This is a genomic window from Mitsuaria sp. MSU3D (assembly GCF_056867975.1).
This window is the reverse complement of record NZ_CP200314.1, coordinates 1,608,481-1,628,195: the sequence shown is the minus strand read 5'-3', so window position 1 is coordinate 1,628,195 and position 19,715 is coordinate 1,608,481. Positions and strand designations below refer to the sequence as shown.

15 protein-coding genes are annotated in these 19,715 nt (G+C 70.1%); 10 read left to right on the top strand and 5 right to left on the bottom strand.

Annotation, left to right across the window (positions count from 1 at the left end):
* Window positions 1–17: 17 nt before the first annotated feature.
* The 4 genes from AC1VNM_RS07355 to AC1VNM_RS07340 all read right to left on the bottom strand — a co-directional run bounded on the left by AC1VNM_RS07355 (window position 18) and on the right by AC1VNM_RS07340 (window position 2,127).
* Window positions 18–770 carry a thioesterase II family protein gene (locus AC1VNM_RS07355; RefSeq protein ID WP_483106401.1) on the bottom strand — a complete coding sequence of 251 codons (753 nt, stop codon included), beginning with the start codon at window positions 768–770 and terminating at the stop codon, window positions 18–20.
* Window positions 771–784: 14 nt separating this feature from the next.
* On the bottom strand, window positions 785–1,033 hold the full coding sequence (locus tag AC1VNM_RS07350) for an MbtH family protein (protein ID WP_377155079.1): 249 nt from the start codon (window positions 1,031–1,033) through the stop codon (window positions 785–787).
* A gap of 157 nt (window positions 1,034–1,190) precedes the next feature.
* Entirely contained in the window at window positions 1,191–1,454 is a 264-nt protein-coding gene (locus AC1VNM_RS07345) for a DUF4880 domain-containing protein (RefSeq protein ID WP_377155080.1), read from the bottom strand.
* Window positions 1,455–1,602: 148 nt separating this feature from the next.
* Window positions 1,603–2,127: a sigma-70 family RNA polymerase sigma factor gene (locus tag AC1VNM_RS07340; protein WP_377155081.1), complete on the bottom strand. Its 525-nt coding sequence runs from the start codon at window positions 2,125–2,127 to the stop codon at window positions 1,603–1,605.
* Between the two features lie 115 nt (window positions 2,128–2,242).
* Between AC1VNM_RS07340 and AC1VNM_RS07335 the strand changes: the two genes are divergently transcribed.
* The 9 genes from AC1VNM_RS07335 (at window position 2,243) to AC1VNM_RS07295 (ending at window position 14,874) form a co-directional block, all read left to right on the top strand.
* Complete coding sequence (locus AC1VNM_RS07335; protein WP_483106400.1) at window positions 2,243–3,055, top strand: 4'-phosphopantetheinyl transferase family protein; 813 nt, start codon at window positions 2,243–2,245, stop codon at window positions 3,053–3,055.
* Between the two features lie 97 nt (window positions 3,056–3,152).
* On the top strand, window positions 3,153–3,443 hold the full coding sequence (locus AC1VNM_RS07330) for a hypothetical protein (RefSeq protein WP_483106399.1): 291 nt from the start codon (window positions 3,153–3,155) through the stop codon (window positions 3,441–3,443).
* A gap of 266 nt (window positions 3,444–3,709) precedes the next feature.
* The gene (locus AC1VNM_RS07325; protein ID WP_483106398.1) at window positions 3,710–5,272 is read left to right on the top strand and encodes a PepSY-associated TM helix domain-containing protein; all 1,563 of its coding nucleotides are present in this window, start codon (window positions 3,710–3,712) and stop codon (window positions 5,270–5,272) included.
* Window positions 5,273–5,310: 38 nt separating this feature from the next.
* Window positions 5,311–5,616, top strand: a complete 306-nt coding sequence (locus tag AC1VNM_RS07320; RefSeq protein WP_483106397.1) for an NIPSNAP family protein — start codon at window positions 5,311–5,313, stop codon at window positions 5,614–5,616.
* A gap of 331 nt (window positions 5,617–5,947) precedes the next feature.
* Window positions 5,948–8,476, top strand: a complete 2,529-nt coding sequence (locus AC1VNM_RS07315; RefSeq protein ID WP_483106396.1) for a hypothetical protein — start codon at window positions 5,948–5,950, stop codon at window positions 8,474–8,476.
* A 63-nt stretch (window positions 8,477–8,539) separates the two neighbouring features.
* On the top strand, window positions 8,540–10,366 hold the full coding sequence (locus AC1VNM_RS07310) for a GMC family oxidoreductase (protein WP_483106395.1): 1,827 nt from the start codon (window positions 8,540–8,542) through the stop codon (window positions 10,364–10,366).
* A 53-nt stretch (window positions 10,367–10,419) separates the two neighbouring features.
* Complete coding sequence (locus AC1VNM_RS07305) at window positions 10,420–10,851, top strand: hypothetical protein (RefSeq protein ID WP_377155088.1); 432 nt, start codon at window positions 10,420–10,422, stop codon at window positions 10,849–10,851.
* A 31-nt stretch (window positions 10,852–10,882) separates the two neighbouring features.
* Window positions 10,883–12,193, top strand: a complete 1,311-nt coding sequence (locus AC1VNM_RS07300) for a hypothetical protein (RefSeq protein ID WP_483106394.1) — start codon at window positions 10,883–10,885, stop codon at window positions 12,191–12,193.
* Window positions 12,175–14,874, top strand: coding sequence for a hypothetical protein (locus AC1VNM_RS07295; protein WP_483106393.1), 2,700 nt, complete (start codon window positions 12,175–12,177; stop codon window positions 14,872–14,874). Before AC1VNM_RS07300 ends, AC1VNM_RS07295 begins: the two co-directional genes overlap by 19 nt.
* 51 nt (window positions 14,875–14,925) lie before the next feature.
* Here the strand turns inward: AC1VNM_RS07295 and AC1VNM_RS07290 are convergent, their stop codons facing one another.
* Window positions 14,926–17,775, bottom strand: coding sequence for a hypothetical protein (locus tag AC1VNM_RS07290; RefSeq protein WP_483106392.1), 2,850 nt, complete (start codon window positions 17,773–17,775; stop codon window positions 14,926–14,928).
* A gap of 279 nt (window positions 17,776–18,054) precedes the next feature.
* Here AC1VNM_RS07290 and AC1VNM_RS07285 point away from each other — a divergent pair, with 279 nt between their 5' ends.
* The gene (locus AC1VNM_RS07285; protein ID WP_483106391.1) at window positions 18,055–19,701 is read left to right on the top strand and encodes a lectin; all 1,647 of its coding nucleotides are present in this window, start codon (window positions 18,055–18,057) and stop codon (window positions 19,699–19,701) included.
* Window positions 19,702–19,715: the final 14 nt, after the last annotated feature.

Here is a 19,715-nt window from a genome sequence, read left to right as displayed (position 1 = left end):
CGCGTGGCGCCGCGCGGTCACGCGAAGGCGCCGGGTGCGGCGCGCGCGGGTGCGCCGACGGCGCTCAGGTGGCGGGCCAGCGCGGTCAGCACCGCGCCCTCCTGCTGCCGCACGAAGAAATGGCCGCCATCGAACCAGTCCAGCGTCGCGGGCGCCTCGGACTCGAGCGACCAGGCGGCGAGCCGGTCCGGCGCGATCTCGTCCTGGCGCCCGGCGAAGACGTGCACCGGCACGGGCAGCGGCGGCCGCGGGACATGGCGATAGCTGTCGCACACGCGGTAGTCCGCGCCGAGCACATCGAGCGTCAGGCGCAGCAGCTCCGCGTTGTCGAAGACCTCGTCCGGCGTGCCGCCCTGGCGGCGCAGGTCGGCGGCCAGCGCCTGGTCATCGCCGAGCGCCTGCCGCAGGCGTGACGTGTCGCGCCGCGACGGCGCCGCGCTGCCCGAGACGATCAGCGCGCGCGGCAGACGCTCGCCGCGCTCACGCAGCCGTTGCGCCATGCCGTGCGCCAGCAGCGCGCCCATGCTGTGACCGAAGAGCGCGAAGGCCTGCGGCCCGCCCGACGATCCGCGCATGACCGCGGCCTGCTCGTCGCAGAGCCGGTCGGCCAGCGTCCCGAAGTCCTCGACGAAACGCTCGCCCAGGCGGCTGCCGCGACCAGGCAGTTCCACCGGCACGATCTCGATCCAGCGCGGCAGCAGACGGCGCCAGCGCAGGTACATCGTCGCGCTCGCGCCCGCGCATGGCAGGCACAGCAGCTTGAGGGCCATCGCCTCCATGGGCCTCAGCCCGCGGTCGTCGGCTGGCCGGCCTGCTCCTGCCCCGCCATCCAGTCGCGCAGCGACTTCGGGCGCATGTCGGTCCAGGTGCGGTCGACGTAGGCGAGCACCGTCTTCTTGTCGCCGCGGACATCCGGCACCACGGACCAGCCGCCGGGAACGGCCTTCCAGTGCGGCCAGATCGAATACTGGTCTTCGTGGTTGACGAGAACGATGAAGGTGTCGTCTTCGCGGTCGAAGCAACTGGTGGACATGAGAACGCCTCTTGCAGGATGGGAATGTGGGCGTCCCCGCTCCCGGTGAGACCGGAGACGGGGCCCTGTCCTCTCAAGACGTTTCAGCGCGGCGGATGTTCACGCGGACCCTCCCGGGTCGGTCGCTGGCGTGGATCTTCGAACCTGGTGGCACCGCTCAGTCGCAGGGATCGGCGTCCCTCGATCGGCGTGCCGCCGGCCGTGTCGCGGCGTCGTCCGGATCCTGCGCGCGAGCCGGCACCTGGCCCGCGAGCGCCCACAGGCGCGTCGCCTGCTGATGCATCCGCACATGCTCGGGATCTTCGGCGAGCCAGCGCGCCAGCGCGAGCCGGGCGGCCTCGTCGAAGCGCTCGCGATCGAACTCGCGTTGCACCCACGTCCAGGCGGCTTGCCAGACGGGATCGTCCTGCTCTTGTGTCATGGGGGTTGGCGGCGGCGTGACCCGGAGTCGAAATCGCAGAGGCCGGATGACCCCTGTGGCGGCAGCTTACTCCAGGCTCGCGCGGCGCTGCGCGAGGTCCGCGCGCGGGGTCGCAGGGGTGCGCCCGGGGTGCGCGCGATGCGGCGCGTCAGTCGTCGGCCAGCAGGTGGCGGCACCCCGCGATCGCGCGCGCGGCGTCCGCGATCCAGGCGTTCACCAGCCCCAGCGCGCAGCCCATGCGCTGCGCGATCTCGCGCTGGGTCAGGCCTTCCAGCCGGTAGAGCTCGAAGGCCTGCCGCGTCTGCGCGGGCACGCAGGACAGCGCGCGGTCGATCGAGCAGATCACCTGCTTGTCGCGCATCGAGCGCTCAGGCGAAGCGGTGTCGGGGATGTCCAAATCGTCGGCCTCCACATCGAAGGAGCGGTAGTTCGCTTCCACACTGTGCTTGCGGCAGTGGTCGAGCGCCATGTTGCGGACCACGCGGCTGCAGTAGCCCAGCGGCCGGTCCGCCTGCCGGGGCGATTCCCCATGGGCCAGCTTCAGGTAGGCGTCCTGCAGCACGTCGTCCGCCTGCTCCGGCGTCCGCACGATGCCTTGCGCGATGCGCCGCAGACGCGCCCGGTTCTCGATGAAGACGTGGGCGAGCCCCGGTTCGAGGTACTCGATGGTCATGACAGTGGTACTCCCTGTGACTTCGTGGCCACTTGAATGATAATGATTCTCAACAAGGCGCGACTCTACCGTCATCGCGGGACGATTCCCGCTATCCCGCCGACCGATCAGGGGCATGACACCAACGCTTCATATCGCAACAGTTGGCGACAACACGTGCCAGACCGAGAACGCCGTGCCGGTGCGCGATTGGCTGCACCGCCTGGCCCCGGCGCGCCTGCGGGACATCGAGCGCCTGATGGCCCCTGCGCCGCATGTGCTGCCGGCGGAAGTCGTCGGACGCGGGATCGATCTGCAGGAGCTGGACCGGCTGACGCAAGACCTGACCCTGGACGGCCTGCCGCCGGCGATCAGGCGGTCCAGCCGCTCGCGCCGGCTCGGCTACCTCGGTGGCCGGCTGTGCGCGGAGACGGCCCTGCTCGCCCGCTCGGGCCGGTGCGAGGCGATCGGCACCGGCGACGGCGGCGCACCGCGCTGGCCGGACGGCGTCGTCGGCTCGATCGCCCACACGCGCGATGGCGCCTGGGCAGCGGTCGCCGCCAGCGCCGAGTGGCTGCGGGTGGGAATCGACAGCGAATGCATCGTCGACGAGAACGGCAGCCGCGACATCGTCGCGCTCTGCTGCACCCCGCGTGAGCGTGCGAGGTGGTTCCCGGCGGGCGCGGACCGGCTGCGGGCCACGCTGCTCTTCTCGGCCAAGGAGAGCGTCTACAAGGCCATCCATCCACTCGTGAAGCGCTTCGTCGAATTCGACGAGATGGAGTGGATCGACGTCAGCGGGAACCGTGAGGACGGCTCCGCGCCGCTCAGCCTGCGATTCCGCCCGACGCCGGACGGCCCGCTCGACGGGCGGGTCCATGAGCTGCTCGTGCAGGCCCGCGTGACGGGCGACCAGGTGCACACGTCGGTCGCCGAGCCCCGAGCCTGAAGCACCGCCATCCTTACCGCGCAGTCGAGAATTCCTCGCATTTGCGAATTGCTTGCATTTACACTGCGCCGCTTCAACATTCGCACGACCTCGCCCGATGTCTCTGCTCTACCTCGCGCTGGCGGTCGCCGCGGCGATCGCCTTCTATCTGGGAAGCCGGCATCAGAGCCTGCGCGCGGTGGCCCGCCCGGGACGTCTGCGCACGGCGGGCTGGCTGCTGCTGGCCCTGGCCTGGGGCGCGGCTTGGCGCGCGCTGGGCGTCTGGGGCGGCGGTTTCGCGATGCTCACGGCCTTCATGCTGGCCGCCGTGGCCCTGCCGTATGTCAACGCCGGGCTCAACGCCTGGCTGGCGCGGCGCAAGGACGGCGAGGCGCGTCATGTGGGGTAAATCGCTCGCCGCCGCGCTGCTGGGCCTGCCGTTGACGGCCGCCGTGATCGGCCTCGTCACCCTGAGCTGGCCCGGCCGTTCCCAGGTCATCACCCTGCCCTGGCTGCTGATGTCGTTCCCGCTCTGGATCGGCGTGATGTCGGCCGCCTTCGCCGCGCGCAGCGGTCGCCGCGCCTGGGCATGGCTGGGGGACTCACGGTGCTCGGCTACGCGCTGCTGCACGGGCTCAAGCTGCTGGGCTGGATCCAGGTCGTCGCATGATGAAGATGAAGCTCAATCCCGCCACCCTGCGCAGCTTCCTGGCGCTGCACACCTGGGTGGGCCTGGCGGCCGGACTGCTCCTGTTCATCGCGTTCTACGCGGGCGCGATCACGGTGTTCACGCACGAACTCGACGGCTGGCGCCGCCCCTCGGGCGAGGTGAACGAGGCCGACAAGCTCGCCCGCGCGCAGGTGCTGCTCGACAAGGTGCAGCTCGCGCATCCGCATTCGCACAACCTGAAGCTGCAGCTGGAGCCGGCCAACCCCGAGCTGGACTGGTACAACGAGAACTACTCCGAGCACCGCCGTTATGTGCTCGACGAGTCCGGGCAAGTCCTGACCCCGGCGGCCGCGCATGGCGGCTTCATCCAGCTGATCTACCAGTTGCACTACACGGCCGGACTGCCCGCGCCGTGGGGCACCTACCTCTTCGGCGTCGCCTGCGTGCTCTATGGGCTGGCCCTGGTCAGCGGCATCGTCATCCACGCGCCGCTGTTGTTGAAGGACCTCTTCGCCCTGCGTGCCGGACGCAACCTCAAGCGCCTGTGGCAGGACGCGCACAACGTGATCGGCCTGCTGTCGCTGCCCTTCCATGTGATCTTCGCCTGGAGCGGCGCGGTGCTCGCGATCGGTTACCTGATGCTGGCGCCGTTCCAGTTCTTCGTGTTCGAAGGCAAGCTGCTGAAGATCATCAAGCCCGATCTGCAGGTGGCGGCGCACGTGGAGGCGGAAGAGTCCCCGCGTCCCCTGCTCCCGCTGACCGAGCTGCTGCGTCGCGGTCAGGCGCAGGTGCCGGGCTTCCAGCCCGACGAGGTGTCGTTCCACGACCCGGGCGACGCCAACGCGCAGGTCACGCTGGTGGGCCTGGTGGACCAGAAGAGCCTCAGCCGCCGCGTGGCCGTGGCCTTGAACGGCGCCACGGGCGAGGTGCTCGGCGTGGATCAACCGAGCACCTACACCCCGGGCAAGCGCTTCCTGAACGGGCTGACCTCGCTGCACTACGGCAACTTCGGCGACACGCTGCTGAAGTGGCTGTACTTCGTGCTGGGGCTGGCGGGGGCCTTCCTCTTCTACAGCGGCAACCTGCTGTACATCGAGTCGCGTCGCCGCCATCAGCAGACGGAGCAGGCGCGCGGTCCGCGGCTCATGGCGAAGTTGACGCTCGGCGTCTGCCTGGGCTGCATCGCGGGGGTGTCCGCGCTGTTCCTGTCCGGCGCGCTGTTGCGGGACCAGTGGGACCGGCCGGTCTACTTCGGCGTCTTCTTCGCGAGCATGGCCTGGGCCTTCCTTCGCGCGCCGGCGCGGGCGGGGCACGAGCTGCTGTGGCTCTGCGCGGTGCTGACCGCGGCCATTCCGGCCGCGGCGTGGGTGGCGACGGGCGTCTCGCCGTTGGCGGCGCTGCTGGACGGTCATTCGCACCGGCTCTTCGTGGACCTGATGGCCGTGCTGCTGGCCGGGGCGTTCGCGCGGATGGCGGGGGCGACGCTGAGGCGCGGGCTCAACGGGCCGGCGAACAGTGTCTGGGCGCTGGCGCCCCGGCGGGACGTGGTGCCGGTGGCCACCGCCTGAAGGCGGCGGTCCCCGCCGAGCGCGGTCACAATCCGCCCATGATCACCTGCCACCTCCGCTACGTCCTCGATCCCTACAAGCTCAAGGAGTTCGAGCACTACGGCAAGCTGTGGATCCCGCTCGTGCGCAAGTTCGGCGGGGTGCACCACGGTTATCTGCTGCCCTCGGAGGGCGCGAACAACATCGCGCTCGCGTCCTTTTCCTTCCCGTCGCTCGCCGCGTACGAGGAGTACCGGATCAAGTCCTTCGACGATCCGGAATGCCAGGCGGCCTTCCGCTACGCCGAGGAGACGCGCTGCATCCTCAGCTATGAGCGCACGTTCTTCCGGCCTGTGTTCGAGTGAACCTGGGTCGGAGGGAGCGTCCCCTGGGGCCGGGGCCACTTGTTGCCCTTCGCGTCCTCCTGCCCGCCCTGCAGTCCGGGCAGACCGGGGCGGCAAGGCCTCGCGCAACCCTCGTTGCGCATCAGGTTTTCATGCGGACGCAACCTTCAATCTAGGGACTCGTCCCCTCTTGTCGCCGCGTTCCGCACTGCAAGTCCTTCCTCCTCCTTTGTGATGATGACGCTGCCAGTCTGACGGTCCATCGTCCCCGCCAAACGCCCGCGTCGCACCCGTGACCGGGCTGGGGACGGAGGCGAAACGCCGACCGGCCCCACACAGCTGGGAGGCCGTCATGATCCGTTCCATCTCGCGTTCCGCGCGCCGCGTGCCGACCTCGGCGCTGCTGGCCGCCGCCGCCTTCGCGCTGTTCACATCCTGCGGCAAGGGACCCGGCCCCGGCGAGGTCACCGACGAGGCCCGCCAGGCCGGCCGCGACGCCGCGTCCTTCAGCCACGCCGACGAGGACTACTTCAAGGAGATGGACGGCGGCCTCGCGCTCGACGCCAAGGAGATCCAGGGCCGCAACATGTGGCTGGTCTGGAGCGGCGGCAACGACCGCTTCTGGGACAGGATGACCGACTACACCTTCGGCGCCTTCGACCTGCTGAAGATCGTCAGCTCCCATCCCAGCCTCGGCTACAACCGCGAGAACCGCTGGCCTCGACTCGGCCTCGTCAACGAGCCCTGCTTCGACCCCGCGGCCGCCGCCGATCCGAAGCGCTTCGGCCTGTGGCTGGACGTGCGTCGCACCGACTGCGCCGCGGACCCGTTCGAGAACGAGACCAAGTACCCCGGGGTCGCCCTCGGCGGGCGCGGCAAGAACGGCCTGCCGGTCGGCTCCTTCTACGGCTACGCCACCGGCATCATGGGCCTGCGCCTGTTCCCCAACCCGGCTTTCGACGAGAAGGCCGCCAAGGCCTGGGACGCCCAGCGCTACTACACCGACCCGTCCTACTACAACCGCAAGGACCTCGTGCGGCCCTACCGCGTCGGCATGTCCTGCGGCTTCTGCCATGTCGGCCCGAGCCCGGTGAACCCGCCCGCCGACCCGTCCCATCCGCGCTTCCCCAACCTCAGCTCCTCGGTCGGCGCGCAGTACATGTGGGTGGACCGGCTCTTCATCTTCAACGCCGACAAGCCCGAGGGCCGCGCCAACTTCATGTACCAGCTGGCCCACACCTACCGGCCCGGCTCCATGGACACCTCGCTGGTCTCGACCGACAGCATCAACAACCCGCGCACGATGAACGCGGTCTATGACTTCGTCGCCCGCATGGGCACCGCCAAGAAGCTGTGGCACGAGCCGCTGGCCGGCGGAGAACTCGACAACAAGCAGTTCAACGACTACGTCAAGGACGGTCCGCTGGCGGAGTACTTCGACAAGGACACCAAGATCGTCAAGACGCCGCACGTGCTCAAGGACGGCGCCGATTCGGTCGGCCTGCTGGGCGCGCTCAACCGCGTCTACCTCAACATCGGGCTGTTCAGCGAGGAATGGCTGCTGCACTTCAACCCGGTGGTCGGCGGCAAGGACATCACGCCGATCAGGATCGCCGACGCGCAGAAGAATTCGTCCTACTGGAACGCGACCGAACGGGGCAACGTCAACACCGCCCTCTTCTTCCTGAAGGCGGCGCGTCCGGACCACCTGAAGGACGCCCCCGGCGGCGCCGCGCACCTGGCGGCCGACGATGCGACGCTGGCGCGCGGCAAGATCGTCTTCGCCGACACCTGCGCCCGCTGCCACTCGAGCAAGGCGCCCGAGCCGCCGCCGACGCTGGGACTGGACCCCGCCCGATGCGCCGGCGCCGGCTACCTCGACTGCTACAAGCGCTGGTGGACATGGACCCAGGGCGACGACTTCAAGGCGCGCATGCGCGAGCTCGTCCAGGCGAGCGACTTCCTCGACGGCAACTATCTGTCCACCGAGGCCCGCGTGCCCGTCACGCTGCTGCGCACCAACGCCTGCAGCCCGCTGGCGACGAACGCGCTGGCCGGCAACATCTGGGACAACTTCTCGTCCCAGGCCTACAAGAAGCTGCCCTCGGTCGGCACGCTGACACTGTCCGACCCGTTCACCGGCGAGCCCCTGCCCTACGCGATGCCGGCCGGCGGCCGCGGGTACACGCGGGTGCCGTCGCTGATCAGCGCCTGGTCCACCGCGCCCTTCCTGCTCAACAACACCGTCGGGCCGTTCAGCACCGATCCGTCGGTCGAGGGACGCATGAAGGTGTTCAACGCGTCGATCGAGCAGATGCTCTGGCCCGAGCGCCGGCAGCAGGACGAGCTCTTCGGCGCCAAGGTCCACGGCACCATCGACCGCACCGATGCGCGCAGCCAGGTGACCATCCCCGTCGGCTTCGTGCCGGAGAGCCTCTCGCCGCTGCGCGGCTGGGCGCACCGCTGGCTTCCCTGGCTGGTCGGCGACGGCGGCGACATCGTGCTCGGCCCGATCCCGAAGGGCACGCCGATCGGCGCGCTGGCCAACCTCAAGATCCGCTCGGAGAGCGACAACCTCGACGAACGCGCCGCCCATGTGAAGCTGCTCGGGGAGTTCGCGATCAAGCTCAAGGCGGACCTCGCGACCGCCCCCGCCGGCGCGACCGACGAGGAGTTGCGCAAGCGCTTCGCCAACCTGCGCGAGCCCATGCTCAAGCTCAGCAAGTGCCCCGACCTGGTCGTCAATCGCGGGCACTATTTCGGCACCGCGTTCTTCAATCAGCAGGACGGCCTGAGCGCCGACGAGAAGGCCTTCGGCACCGAGCCCGTGCTGAGCGACGAGGAGAAGCGCGCCCTGATCGCCTTCCTGAAGACGTTCTGAGCCACCGCCTCGGAACACCCGGACTTCGCCCGCATCGACACCGCACGCCTGCCCCCAAGCTCCATGGACCTGCCCGACGACAGCGAATGGGACGTGGTGATCGTGGGCTCCGGCGCGGGCGGCGGCACGCTCGCGGCCCGGCTGGTCGAGTCGGGCCTGAGCGTCTGCGTGCTGGAGGCCGGCGGCGATCCGCCGTCGGAACCCGGCGATCGCATGCCCGATGACTACGAGGTTCCCGGCTTCCACGCCTTCGCGTGCGAGCACCCGCAGAGCAGCTGGAACTTTCACGTGCGCCACTACGCCGACGAGTCCCGCCAGGCCCGCGACTGGAAATACCAGCCGGGACAAGGCGTGCTCTACCCGCGCGCCGGCGCGCTGGGGGGCTGCACGACGCACAACGCGATGATCTTCATGCTGCCGCACGACGCCGACTGGGACCACATCGCCGAGCTGACCGGCGACGACACCTGGAATGCCAAGGCGATGCGCCAGCACGCCCGCCGCGTCGAGGCCTGCCGCCACCGGCCGATCTGGCGGGCGCTGAGCAGGGTCGGTCTCGATCCCACCGGCCACGGGTGGGACGGCTGGCTCCACGTCGAGGGCGCGCTGCCGCCGGAGGCGCTGGGCGATCGCGCGCTTCGCCTCCTGGTGGCGCTTACCGGACGCGCGCTGCTGCGCGGGCTGAAGGATCCTGTCGGCGGCCTGTGGCGCTGGCTTCGCGGCGCCGCCGATCCCAACGCCCGGCCGGTCGACGGCGGCAGCTTCACGGGCCTCTGCTACACGCCGCTGTCCACGCGCCGGCATCGCCGCACCGGCGCGCGCGAGCGGCTGCTGGAGGCGGCACGCGCGTTTCCCGGCCGCTTGCACATCGAGCTGGACGCGCTCGCCACACGGGTGCTGATCGACCGCGACGGGCGCGCCGAAGGCGTCGAGTACCTGAAAGGCCGTCACCTGTACCGCGCCCATCCGTCGCCGAACGCGGAGCCTGGCCTGCGCCGACGCGTCCGCGCGCGACGCGAGGTGGTGCTCGCCGGAGGCGCCTTCAACACGCCGCAGCTGCTGATGCTGTCCGGCATCGGTCCCCGCGCGGACCTTGAGGCGCTGGGCATCGAGGTCCGCGTCGACCTGCCCGAGGTCGGCACCAACCTGCAGGACCGCTACGAGATCGCGGTGACGCATCGCCTGCGCCAGCCCTGGGCGATGCGGACCGGCGCGACATTCGATCGCGGCGATCCGCCCTGGCAGCGCTGGGCCGGGGGCGACTGCAGCCTGTACGCGACCAGCGGCGCGGCGGCCGCGGTGGTGCGCCGCTCGGCACCGGAGCGGCCGGAGCCCGACATCTTCTGCATGGCGCTGCCGGCGTCCTTCGAGGGCTACTACCCGGGTTTCTCGCAGCAGATCCGCGAGCGCAACGACAGCCTCACCTGGGCCATCCTGAAGGCCCACACCCGCAACCGGGCCGGCCGGGTGCGCCTGCGCTCGGCCGACCCGCGCGACCCGCCGCTGATCGACTTCCACTACTTCGAGGAAGGCAGCGATGCGGCCGGCGAGGACCTCGACGCCGTCGTCAGCTCGATCGAGTTCATCCGCACGCTGACGGCGCCGCTGGTGGAGCGCGGCCTCGTGACGGAGGAACTGCGCCCGGGCGCGCAGCTCACGGACCGGCAGGCGCTGGCCGACTACGTCCGCGACACCGCCTGGGGCCATCACGCGTCGTGCTCCTGCCCGATCGGGCCCGTCCTCGACAGTCGGCTGCGCGTGCGCGGCGTGCGCGGGCTGCGCGTCGCGGATGCCTCGGTCTTTCCCCGCATCCCCGGCTTCTTCCTGGTGAGCGCCGTCTACATCGTCGGCGAGAAGGCCGCGCAACTCATCCTCGACGACGACGGCTGAACGCCGCCGTCCTTGTTCATCGACCCGACCCTTGACCGAACGGAGGTGACCCCATGGCTTACGACGTCGCGCAACTGCTGGCCATGTCCCAGCAGGAACTGGACAAGCTCTTCATGGACAGTACCGCCGGCGACATGCCCGACGGACCCGCGCAGGGCACCGCGATCATCGCGCCCGGCACGAAGTACACCGAGAACATCGCCAACTTCGTGACCCACTTCGGCTGGCAGGGCAAGGTCTTCGACGCGGAGAAGGGCCTGCTCAAGAACAAGATCCTCGCCTTCGGGCTGCAGGCCATCGTCGCCAAGGTCTACCGCGGGCCGAGCTGGCTGGACCAGAAGGAATGCATCGTGCTGGACTACTCGGACACCTCGCTGCTCGCGCACTGGATCCGCGACGAGATCCGCCAGATCGGCCCCGGCTTCTATCTCGGCAAGGTGTACTGGGGCAAGGACCGCCTGATCGACTTCTGCCTGCAGTTCTGAGCCGGGCGTCGTCGACGCGCAGCCCCGGCCCATGACCCCGCAGTCCCCGATCATGCTGGTCGCGCCGGTCGTGCCCGGACGCGAGGCGGGCCTGCGGGCGCTGCTCGACACGATGACGCTGCGACCGGGCGTCGCGGATCCCGACAACCGCATCCTGCCCTTTGCCGCGATCAAGACGCTGCACTTCGCGCGCCTCGTGCTCGTCGACGACGCGCTGCAGGCCGACCTGCGCTTGCACGACGTCAGCCGGCCGGCGCGCCTGCCGACGACGCTGCTGTTCATGGCGGACTGCGACGGCACCGCGCGCGACTGCCTGGAGGCGATCGCGCAAGTCGCGGACGCGGGGCTGCGCGAGCTGTTCTCGCACTGCGAGGCCCCCCCGTCAGGCTCGGACCTGCTCGCGTGGATGCTCGATCACAACCGGCCGGTCGACGTGTTCTACGTCAACTTCCGGGGTCGCACGGCGCTCCAGATCTGCGAAGAGCAGAAACTGCACCAGGCGCTGTCCGACCGCGTCCCCCGCGAGTCGATGGTCGACGCCGCGCAGGCTCGCGCGGTGCGGCAGACGCTGCTGGACCACGTCCACGCGGAGCAGCAGGCGCAACGCCTGACCCTGACGCCTGAAGCGCCCACGCCGGCCAGCTGGCAACTGAGCGAGGGCCTGCATGCGGCCCTCGGCCTCCTGCTGGTGCTGCTGGCGGTCGTGCTGCTGCCGTTGACGGTGCTCCTCGCGATCCCGGTGCTGGTGCTGCTGCGCTGGCGCGAGACCCACGACCCCGAGTACTGTCCCCGCCCCGACGACGCCGCGGTGGAGGCGCTGCAGCGGGACGAGGACTGGGACGTCACCAACCAGTTCAGCGCGATCGGCGCGGTGAAGCCGGGACGCTTCCGGCGCTGGCTGCTCATCGCGATCCTGGCGGCGATCGACTACGCCGCGCGCCATGTCTTCAACCGCGGCTTCCTGGGCCGGGTGCGGACCATCCATTTCGCGCGCTGGGTCTTCCTCGACGACAAGACCCGCGTCGCCTTCGCGAGCAACTACGACGGCAGCCACGAGGCCTACATGGACGACTTCATCAACAAGGTCGGCTGGGGGCTCAACCTGTCCTTCAGCAACGGCGTGGGCTGGCCGCGCACCGCGTGGCTGCTCTTCCAGGGCTGCCGGCACGAGCAGCGATTCAAGCGCTACCAGCGCCGCCACCAGGTGCGCACGCAGGTCTGGTACAAGGCCTACCCCGGCCTGACGCTGACCGACATGGAACGCAACCACCAGGTCCGGCTGGGCTTCGAAGCCCGGTCGCCGGACGACGCGGAGGTCATGGCATGGCTGCGACTCCTGTGACGGCCGCGGCGACTGCCTCGCGCCAGTCCGGCGCGTCGGGCACTTCAGGAGCGGCGCCCGAGGTCGATCTCGACGACATCCAGGGCCTGCTGATGCGCGGCTATGGCGATCACCCGGAAGCGGTGTTCCTGCTGCTGCGTGTGCGCGACGCCGCCGCGGCGCGGCGCTGGTTGTCGCAGGTCGAGGTGAGCGTCGCGCGGCGCGACCCGGGCAACCGGCACGACGCCCCGGCCTTGCAGCTCGCCTTCACCGCGCAAGGGCTGCAGGCCTTGGGCGTGCGCGAGTCGGTCATCGACGAGTTCGCGCCGGAGTTCCGCGTCGGCATGGACAGGCCGGAGAACCGGTCCGACCGTCTGGGCGATGTGGGCGGCAGCGCGCCGAAGACCTGGTCCTGGGGCCATTGCGCCGGCATGCCGCACGCGCTGCTGATGCTGTACGCGCGGCGTGGCGAACTGGCCGCGTTCCGCGCCCGCGTCGACGCGGCCTGGGCCGAGGGCTTCGAGCTGCTGACGGCGCTTCCCACCATCGACGCGATCGACGCGGATGGGAGAGAACCGTTCGGCTTCAAGGACGGTCTCTCGCAACCCCTGCTGGACTGGCGGCGCGAGCGGCCGGTCGACGACCGGACGACACAGACCTACAGCAAGCTCTCGTCTCTCGGCGAGTTCGTGCTCGGTTATCCCAACGAGTACGGCGCGCTGTCCGACCGGCCGCTGCTGAATCCGGGCCGCGACCCGGGCGGGCTGCTGCCGCGCGATGCGCTGTTCGGCATGGCGGACCTCGGCCGCAACGGCAGCTACCTGGTGATGCGCCAGCTGGCGCAGGACGTGCGTTCGTTCCAGCGCTTGTCCGACGACGCCGAGCGCATGGTGGGACGCACGCACGACGGCGTTCCTCTGACCGCGACACCGGTCGACGCCGAGGCGGACTTCACCTTCGATGACGACCCCGAAGGTCTGCACTGCCCGATCGGCGCGCACATCCGGCGCAGCAATCCGCGCAACGCGGACCTGCCCGGCGGTCCGGCCTGCCCGTTCACGACCTTCACGCGCACGATCGGGCTGGACGCCGAGGCCCGCGCGCTGGACCTCGTCGCTTCGACGCGTTTCCATCGGGTGCTGCGTCGCGGGCGCAAGTACGAGGGCGGTCTGCACTTCATCGCGCTGAACGCCAACATCGGCCGACAGTTCGAGTTCGTCCAGGGCGCGTGGCTCACGAGCTCGCACTTCAACGGCTTGAGCGCCGAGAGCGACCCGCTGCTCGGGCCGCGCGTTCCGCGCGTCGACGGCCAGCCCGTCGACGCGTTCTCGATACCGCGGGTCGACGGTCCCGCGGAGCGGCTGACGGGGCTGCCTCGATTCGTGACCGTGCGCGGCGGCGCCTACTTCTTCCTGCCCGGCGTGCGTGCGCTGCGCTTCCTGGCCACGGAGCCGGAACCACGGGATGACGCCCTGCCGCGGCACGACGTCGGTGCCGACAGCGGTCGCGCCGGCCCTATCGAGCGCGGCGTGCACGACGGATTCGTCTCGCTGATGCGCGTCGAGCGACGGATCGATCCGTTCATCCGTCCCGCGCTGGACGCGCTGCTGCGCGAGCCGCTGACGCGCCTGGTGCAGGCCTTGATCGTGCGGCGCTTGCCGGCGGCGCTCATCGGCGCGCTCGGCGAGGAGCGCCCGCTGCCGTTCGAGGCCGAGGCGGTCGACGAGATCGTCGCCACGATGGGCGACTACCTCGCCTCGCACTACCGCGGCATCCCGTGCCAGCGCGCCGGCAACACCAAGACGCACGGCGTCGTGCGCGCCGAACTGGAGGTCCGCGACGACGTCCCCGAGGCGCTGCGCCACGGCATCCTGGCCGAGCCGTCGCGGCGCTTCCCGGCCTGGGTGCGATTCGGCGGACCGGGGCCGGACAGCCCGCCGGACATCGACGATGTCGGGGTGCTCAGCATCGGCGTCAAGCTGATGGGCGTGCCGGGTCCGAAGCTGCTCGACGACGAGCGCTGGACGCAGGACCTGACGGGGATCAGCACGCCGGTGTTCACGACGCCGGACGTGCTGGAGAACGCGCGGCTGCAGGCGCTGATCCGGCGGGGCACGCCGCTGTATTTCTTCTCGTCGCCGAAGAACGGGCGATGGCTCAACGGGCTGATGCAGGCGCTGTGGTCGCGCACGCAGACCAGCCCCTTCGAGACGTCCTACTGGAGCTGCACCGCCTATCGGCTCGGCGAACGCGGCGCGATGCAGTACGCCTTCGTGCCGCGCGCGCGGCGTGTCAGCCGCGTGCCCGGCCTGCCGGGCCGACCGTCCGACAACTACCTGCGCGAGGCGATGGTGCGGGCGCTGTCGGCGGGCGAGGTCCTGTTCGACGTGATGGTGCAGCCGCAGACCGACCCGCGACGCATGCCCATCGAAAGCGCCGGCGTGCGATGGCCCGCGTCGCTGTCGCCCCCGGTGCACGTGGCGACGCTGCGCCTGCCGCAGCAGGTCTTCGATTCACCGGCGCAGCTTGCCTTCGCGCACCGGCTGTCCATCAATCCCTGGCATGCGCTGCCCGCGCATCGCCCGCTGGGCAGCCTGAACCGCGCGCGGTGGCGCGTCTATCAGTCGCTGTCACGCATGCGGCAGCGCATGAACGGGACGCCGCATGTGGAGCCGACGGGGGATGAGACGTTCGAATGCTGAGCCAATAGCGCCAATGTCCCAAAGAAAAATGGACTGCAGAACGCCGGGACGTCAGTGGGATGGCAACTTGGGAGGCAGCGGACACGGCGCGACCACCCCCATCCGTTCGAGCATCAGCTTGTCCAAGGCCCGCAGGATCTCCGGCTTGAAGACCTTGCCGCCCAGGTGGGCGCCCAGCGAGCGGTAGCTCTCCCACTGCGCCTCGTCGAAGAACTGGTCCGCCGTCGGCTCCTGCGGGAAGGTGCCGTGCTCGACGGCGTATTGGCGGACGTCCTCGTTGGCATCCCAGGGCACGTTGGGCTTGATGACGATGATCTGCGTGCAGGGCATCGTCTCGCCCCGGCGGGTGGCCCACAGCAGCAGCGCGGTGGGCGTCGCGCGACGCGTCACGGCCGGTGTGTCGTCGCAAGGCGCCATGCGCTTGAACGCGGCCGGCCCGGCGAAGACCTGCCCCAGCTCGCCCGTGAAATCGGTCTGCACGTCGACCTCCACCTGGAGATCGATCCGCGCCAGCCGCATCAGGTTGGCGAGGTCCTCGAACCGGTAGAGCGGATCGGCGCCGCTGTCGGTGGCAAAGATCCGCAGCACCTGGCGCTCCGGGCGCAGCAGTTCGTAGAGGCCGGTGTTCTCGAAGTGACCGCCGTCGGACAGGTACTGCAGCACGCGTGCCGTGCCGAAGAATCGGGCGCGGAATTCGTAGGACAGGTAGGTCTGGGTCCGGAACAGCGCGCCCACCGCGCGACGCAGATGGTCGCCGATGCCGTGCACGTTCTGCCGTTCCAGGCCGGAGCCCCACCAGGTGCCGAGCCGCACGTTGGCCGCGCCCATCAGCAACGACATGCCCAGCGAGGTCCCGCGGCCGATGCCGGTGCTGAAGGCGGCGCCCGAGGTGCCGATCCAATGGCCGATCGACATCTGGCCGCTCGCGCCGATGTTCTTCCAGGTCTGCTTCGGGAACGGGGTGATCGGGTGGGTGTCGAGCTGGAAGCCATGCGGCATCACCGCCATCGGCTGGCCCTTGCGGTCGCGCTGCACCAGCTGCTCCGCCGGATCCACCGTCTTGTTGACGGTCACATTGATGAGGTGCAGCGGCGCGAACGTGGTCAGCACCTTCTTCCCGCCATCGGTCCGCCGTCCGTAGTAGTCGGAAGGGGTCAGGTTGTCCCCGGCCAAGGGTTCCGAGGCGCTGCGCGCGGCCTTGTCGGCCGTCCTGAAACGCTGACCGTTCGAGGCGCCCAGGTAGGCGCGCGTGAGACGCGAGCTGTAGAAGGCCTGCAGCGACGAGAGGTTGATGAAGCCGGCGAACTGGCCGGTGGCGATGGACAGGACCCCGCTGAGCAGCAGCAGGTACATCAGCGTCGTCAGTTGCTTGTCATCGAGGAAGAGCGGCCCGATGTCGGGCGCCTTTCCGTCCCACACGATCGCGTTGACCCCCACGCTCCACAGCGCACCGACCAGCACGAAGATCAGGATGCCGGCGAGGCCCGCGAGCGTGTGGAACGGGATCCGGGACAACCATCCCGGCAGGCCGCCGTCCTTGGACGCGGCGCGCTGGGCGAGCCACACCAGCACGGCTGCCAGGCCGGCGGGCGTCAGGATCGGCCCCGCGTGATTCTGCGCCGAGGCCAGCAGGTACACGGTCTGCCCCAGCGTGTCGATCACGGCCAGAGCGACGATCACCACCGTCGCCACCAGGACCGCGGCCAGCATCCGGGTCAGCTGGACGCGCTGCGCGGACGCGGAGCGGTTCCAGCACGCAAGGAGGACGTACACGACGTTGGCTGCCGCGATCTCCGCCGCGATGACCAGCAGCAGCAACTGCCGGTGCCACGGCACCGGGTCGGGCTCCGCCAACCGGAAGTTCTCGATCGGGCTGTTCCTGAAGGACAGGAAGGCGATGCCGACCAGGAACGCGACGATGCCCAGGCTGCCCAGCATGGCGCGGTTGATGGGCCAGCTCTTCCCGTCCAGGCGCTCGCTGACGAGCCAGAACGCGATTCCCAGCGGCACGCCGGCCAGCATGACCGGCGCGACGCTCAGCGGGAACAGGGGGCTCCACCAGATCCGACCGATCAGGGAGCCGCCCGCGCCGAGCGACGCGAGCGCCGCGGTCAACGCGTCGAACTCCCAGTCCATCACCGGGTTCCAGGCCAGGGCCAACGCGATCCTCACCGCGCCGATGGCCGCCATCAACGCCAGCAGCACCACGCCGATCACGTAATGGACGGCCAGCCAGTTGCGGATGCCGAGGGCCGCCGCGTAGAAGGCGTCGCCAGTGCCCGTGGGAATCAGGTAGCGCCCGTTCTCGCGCAGCCAGGCCTTGGGAGCGCGCAGGATCTCGTCGCCCGCTTCGTAGTCGGTGTCGGAACGGATGCGACCCGGCGCCCCCGAGCGCAGCACCTCGACGGCATCGTCGGCCGCCTTCGCGGCCTGTTGCGCGGTGATCCGGCGCTCGGGCCGGCGATTCGTCATCGCCGAGACGAAGCGATGAAACCAGGAGCCGACCTCCGGTGCCGGACCGGGCTCCGGCGACGGTGGCGCAGGCCGCAGTCGGCCGGGCTGGAACAGGCTGCAGAGGAACGCGCCGACGTAACCGCCGCCGCTCACGGTCGACAGGTAGTCGAACCGGGACAGGAACGAGGCCCGGAACGTGCTTCCCGGCGTCGGCGCGGCCGGCGGCGCGGGCATCGTTCCCGGCACCGGAGCCGGCACCTTCATCCTCGCCAGCGCCTCCAGCACGCCGAGCGCGAACGTGGCACTGCGGATGCCACCGCCCGAGATGGCGAGGGCCAGGTGTTGCCCGCCGGTGCCGCCGTTGCCGCCGGGATCGATCTCCTTGCGTCTGTCCGAGAGGAGATCCGCCTCCGGTCGAAGCGTTTCCGACTCCTTCATCTCGTTCATCGTCGTGCCTCCCGGATCGTGCCCGCGCGCACCAGTGCTCGGCGTGGGTGATGCTAGGCAGCCGCGTCGATGCGGGCATCGTCAGAACTGATGAGACCCTCCTCCTGGGATCCTCCGAAGAGGTAGAGCCCCACGCAACCCTCGTTGCATCTCTGCAAGCATTGCAACCGGGGCGTCGCATCGGCGCCCGCACGACGCACCTCGACACAGCGCCCGGTCCCGCGTCCCTACAGTGCCTCCACCTCGACGCCCTGACGGCGCCGCTGCTGGAGAACTCCCGTGACCTTGTCCCGTCGTACCTTCCTGGGCACCGCCGCCGCCGGCGTCGCCGCTTCCACGCTGCCCTTGTCCAGCGCCATCGCCGCCAGCCCGGTCGGCGACGTGGTCGGCAAGATCACCGTGGGCTACCAGGGCTGGTTCGCCTGCGCCGGCGACAGCGCGCCGATCAACGGCTGGTGGCACTGGGCCCAGGACTGGAGCCGCACGCCCTCTCCCACCAACCGCGCCATCATCTCGTGGCCCGACATGCGCGAGTACGCCTCCGGCTACCCCACCGCCTTCGCCGCGCTCGGCAACGGCGCGCCGGCGACGCTGTTCTCGTCCTACGACCAGTCCACCGTCGACACGCACTTCCGCTGGATGCAGCAGAACGGCTGCGACACCGCCGCGCTGCAACGCTTCAACCCCAACGGCGGTGAAGGCGCGACCCGCGACGCCATGGCGCTGAAGGTGCGCAGCGCCGCCGAGTCCTACGGCCGCAAGTTCTACGTCATGTACGACGTGAGCGGCTGGCGCAACATGCAGCCCGAGATCAAGGCGGACTGGCTCAACAAGATGTCGGCGCTGGTGGCCTCGTCGGCCTATGCGCGGCAGAACGGCAAGCCGGTGGTGGGCATCTGGGGCTTCGGCTTCAACGACGACAACCATCCCTGGTCCGCCGCCGCCTGCCTGGACGTCATCAACTGGTTCAAGAGCCAGGGTTGCTACGTGATGGGCGGCGTGCCGACCTACTGGCGCGAAGGCAAGAACGATTCGCGCGCCGGCTACCTGGACGTCTATCACGCGCTGAACATGATCTCGCCGTGGATGGTCGGCCGCATCGGCGACGCCGCAGGGTCCGACTGGTTCTACCAGAACGTCAACCTCCCCGACCAGGCCGACTGCAATGCGCGCGGCATCGACTACCAGCCCTGCGTGCTGCCCGGCGACCTGAGCGTGCGCCAGCGCGCGCATGGCGACTTCATGTGGCGCCAGTTCTACAACATGGTCCGGGTCGGCGCGCAGGGGATCTACATCTCGATGTTCGACGAGTTCAACGAGGGCAACCAGATCGCCAAGACCGCCGAGACCGCGGCCTTCGTGCCGGCCGGCTCCGGCATCCTGGCGCTGGACGAGGACGGCACGGCCTGCTCGTCCGACTACTACCTGCGCCTGACCAACGACGGGGGCCGCATGCTGAAGGGCCAGCTGCCCTTGACGCCGACGCGCCCGACCCAGCCGGTGGTGGGCACCACGACGCCGACGGCGCAAGTCGTGACCCTGCGCGCCCGCGTGAACAACCGCTACGTGACCGCCGAGAACGCCGGCGGCGCGCCGCTGATCGCCAACCGCGACGCCATCGGCGGCTGGGAGCAGTTCGACCTGCTGGACGCCGGCAACGGCAACATCGCGCTGCGCGCGCGGGCCAACGGCCGGCTGGTCTGCGCCGAGAACGGCGGCGGCTCCGCGCTGATCGCCAACCGGACCGCGATCGGGCCGTGGGAGTCGTTCAAGCTGATCCGCAACGCGAATGGCTCGGTGACGCTGCAATCGATCGCCAACAACCGCTATGTGACGGCGGAGAACGCCGGCGCCGCCTCGCTCATCGCGAACCGCACGGCGATCGGGCCGTGGGAGCAGTTCGACCTGATCACGGCGGCGCGTTGAACGTGGCCGGCCCG

Bases quoted from the DNA above. Each gene is read 5' to 3' on its own strand.
- AC1VNM_RS07355 (WP_483106401.1), bottom strand. From the start codon at position 770: ATGGCCCTCAAGCTGCTGTGCCTGCCATGCGCGGGCGCGAGCGCGACG.
- AC1VNM_RS07350 (WP_377155079.1), bottom strand. From the start codon at position 1,033: ATGTCCACCAGTTGCTTCGACCGCGAAGACGACACCTTCATCGTTCTC.
- AC1VNM_RS07345 (WP_377155080.1), bottom strand. From the start codon at position 1,454: ATGACACAAGAGCAGGACGATCCCGTCTGGCAAGCCGCCTGGACGTGG.
- AC1VNM_RS07340 (WP_377155081.1), bottom strand. From the start codon at position 2,127: ATGACCATCGAGTACCTCGAACCGGGGCTCGCCCACGTCTTCATCGAG.
- AC1VNM_RS07335 (WP_483106400.1), top strand. From the start codon at position 2,243: ATGACACCAACGCTTCATATCGCAACAGTTGGCGACAACACGTGCCAG.
- AC1VNM_RS07330 (WP_483106399.1), top strand. From the start codon at position 3,153: ATGTCTCTGCTCTACCTCGCGCTGGCGGTCGCCGCGGCGATCGCCTTC.
- AC1VNM_RS07325 (WP_483106398.1), top strand. From the start codon at position 3,710: ATGAAGCTCAATCCCGCCACCCTGCGCAGCTTCCTGGCGCTGCACACC.
- AC1VNM_RS07320 (WP_483106397.1), top strand. From the start codon at position 5,311: ATGATCACCTGCCACCTCCGCTACGTCCTCGATCCCTACAAGCTCAAG.
- AC1VNM_RS07315 (WP_483106396.1), top strand. From the start codon at position 5,948: ATGATCCGTTCCATCTCGCGTTCCGCGCGCCGCGTGCCGACCTCGGCG.
- AC1VNM_RS07310 (WP_483106395.1), top strand. From the start codon at position 8,540: ATGGACCTGCCCGACGACAGCGAATGGGACGTGGTGATCGTGGGCTCC.
- AC1VNM_RS07305 (WP_377155088.1), top strand. From the start codon at position 10,420: ATGGCTTACGACGTCGCGCAACTGCTGGCCATGTCCCAGCAGGAACTG.
- AC1VNM_RS07300 (WP_483106394.1), top strand. From the start codon at position 10,883: ATGACCCCGCAGTCCCCGATCATGCTGGTCGCGCCGGTCGTGCCCGGA.
- AC1VNM_RS07295 (WP_483106393.1), top strand. From the start codon at position 12,175: ATGGCTGCGACTCCTGTGACGGCCGCGGCGACTGCCTCGCGCCAGTCC.
- AC1VNM_RS07290 (WP_483106392.1), bottom strand. From the start codon at position 17,775: ATGAACGAGATGAAGGAGTCGGAAACGCTTCGACCGGAGGCGGATCTC.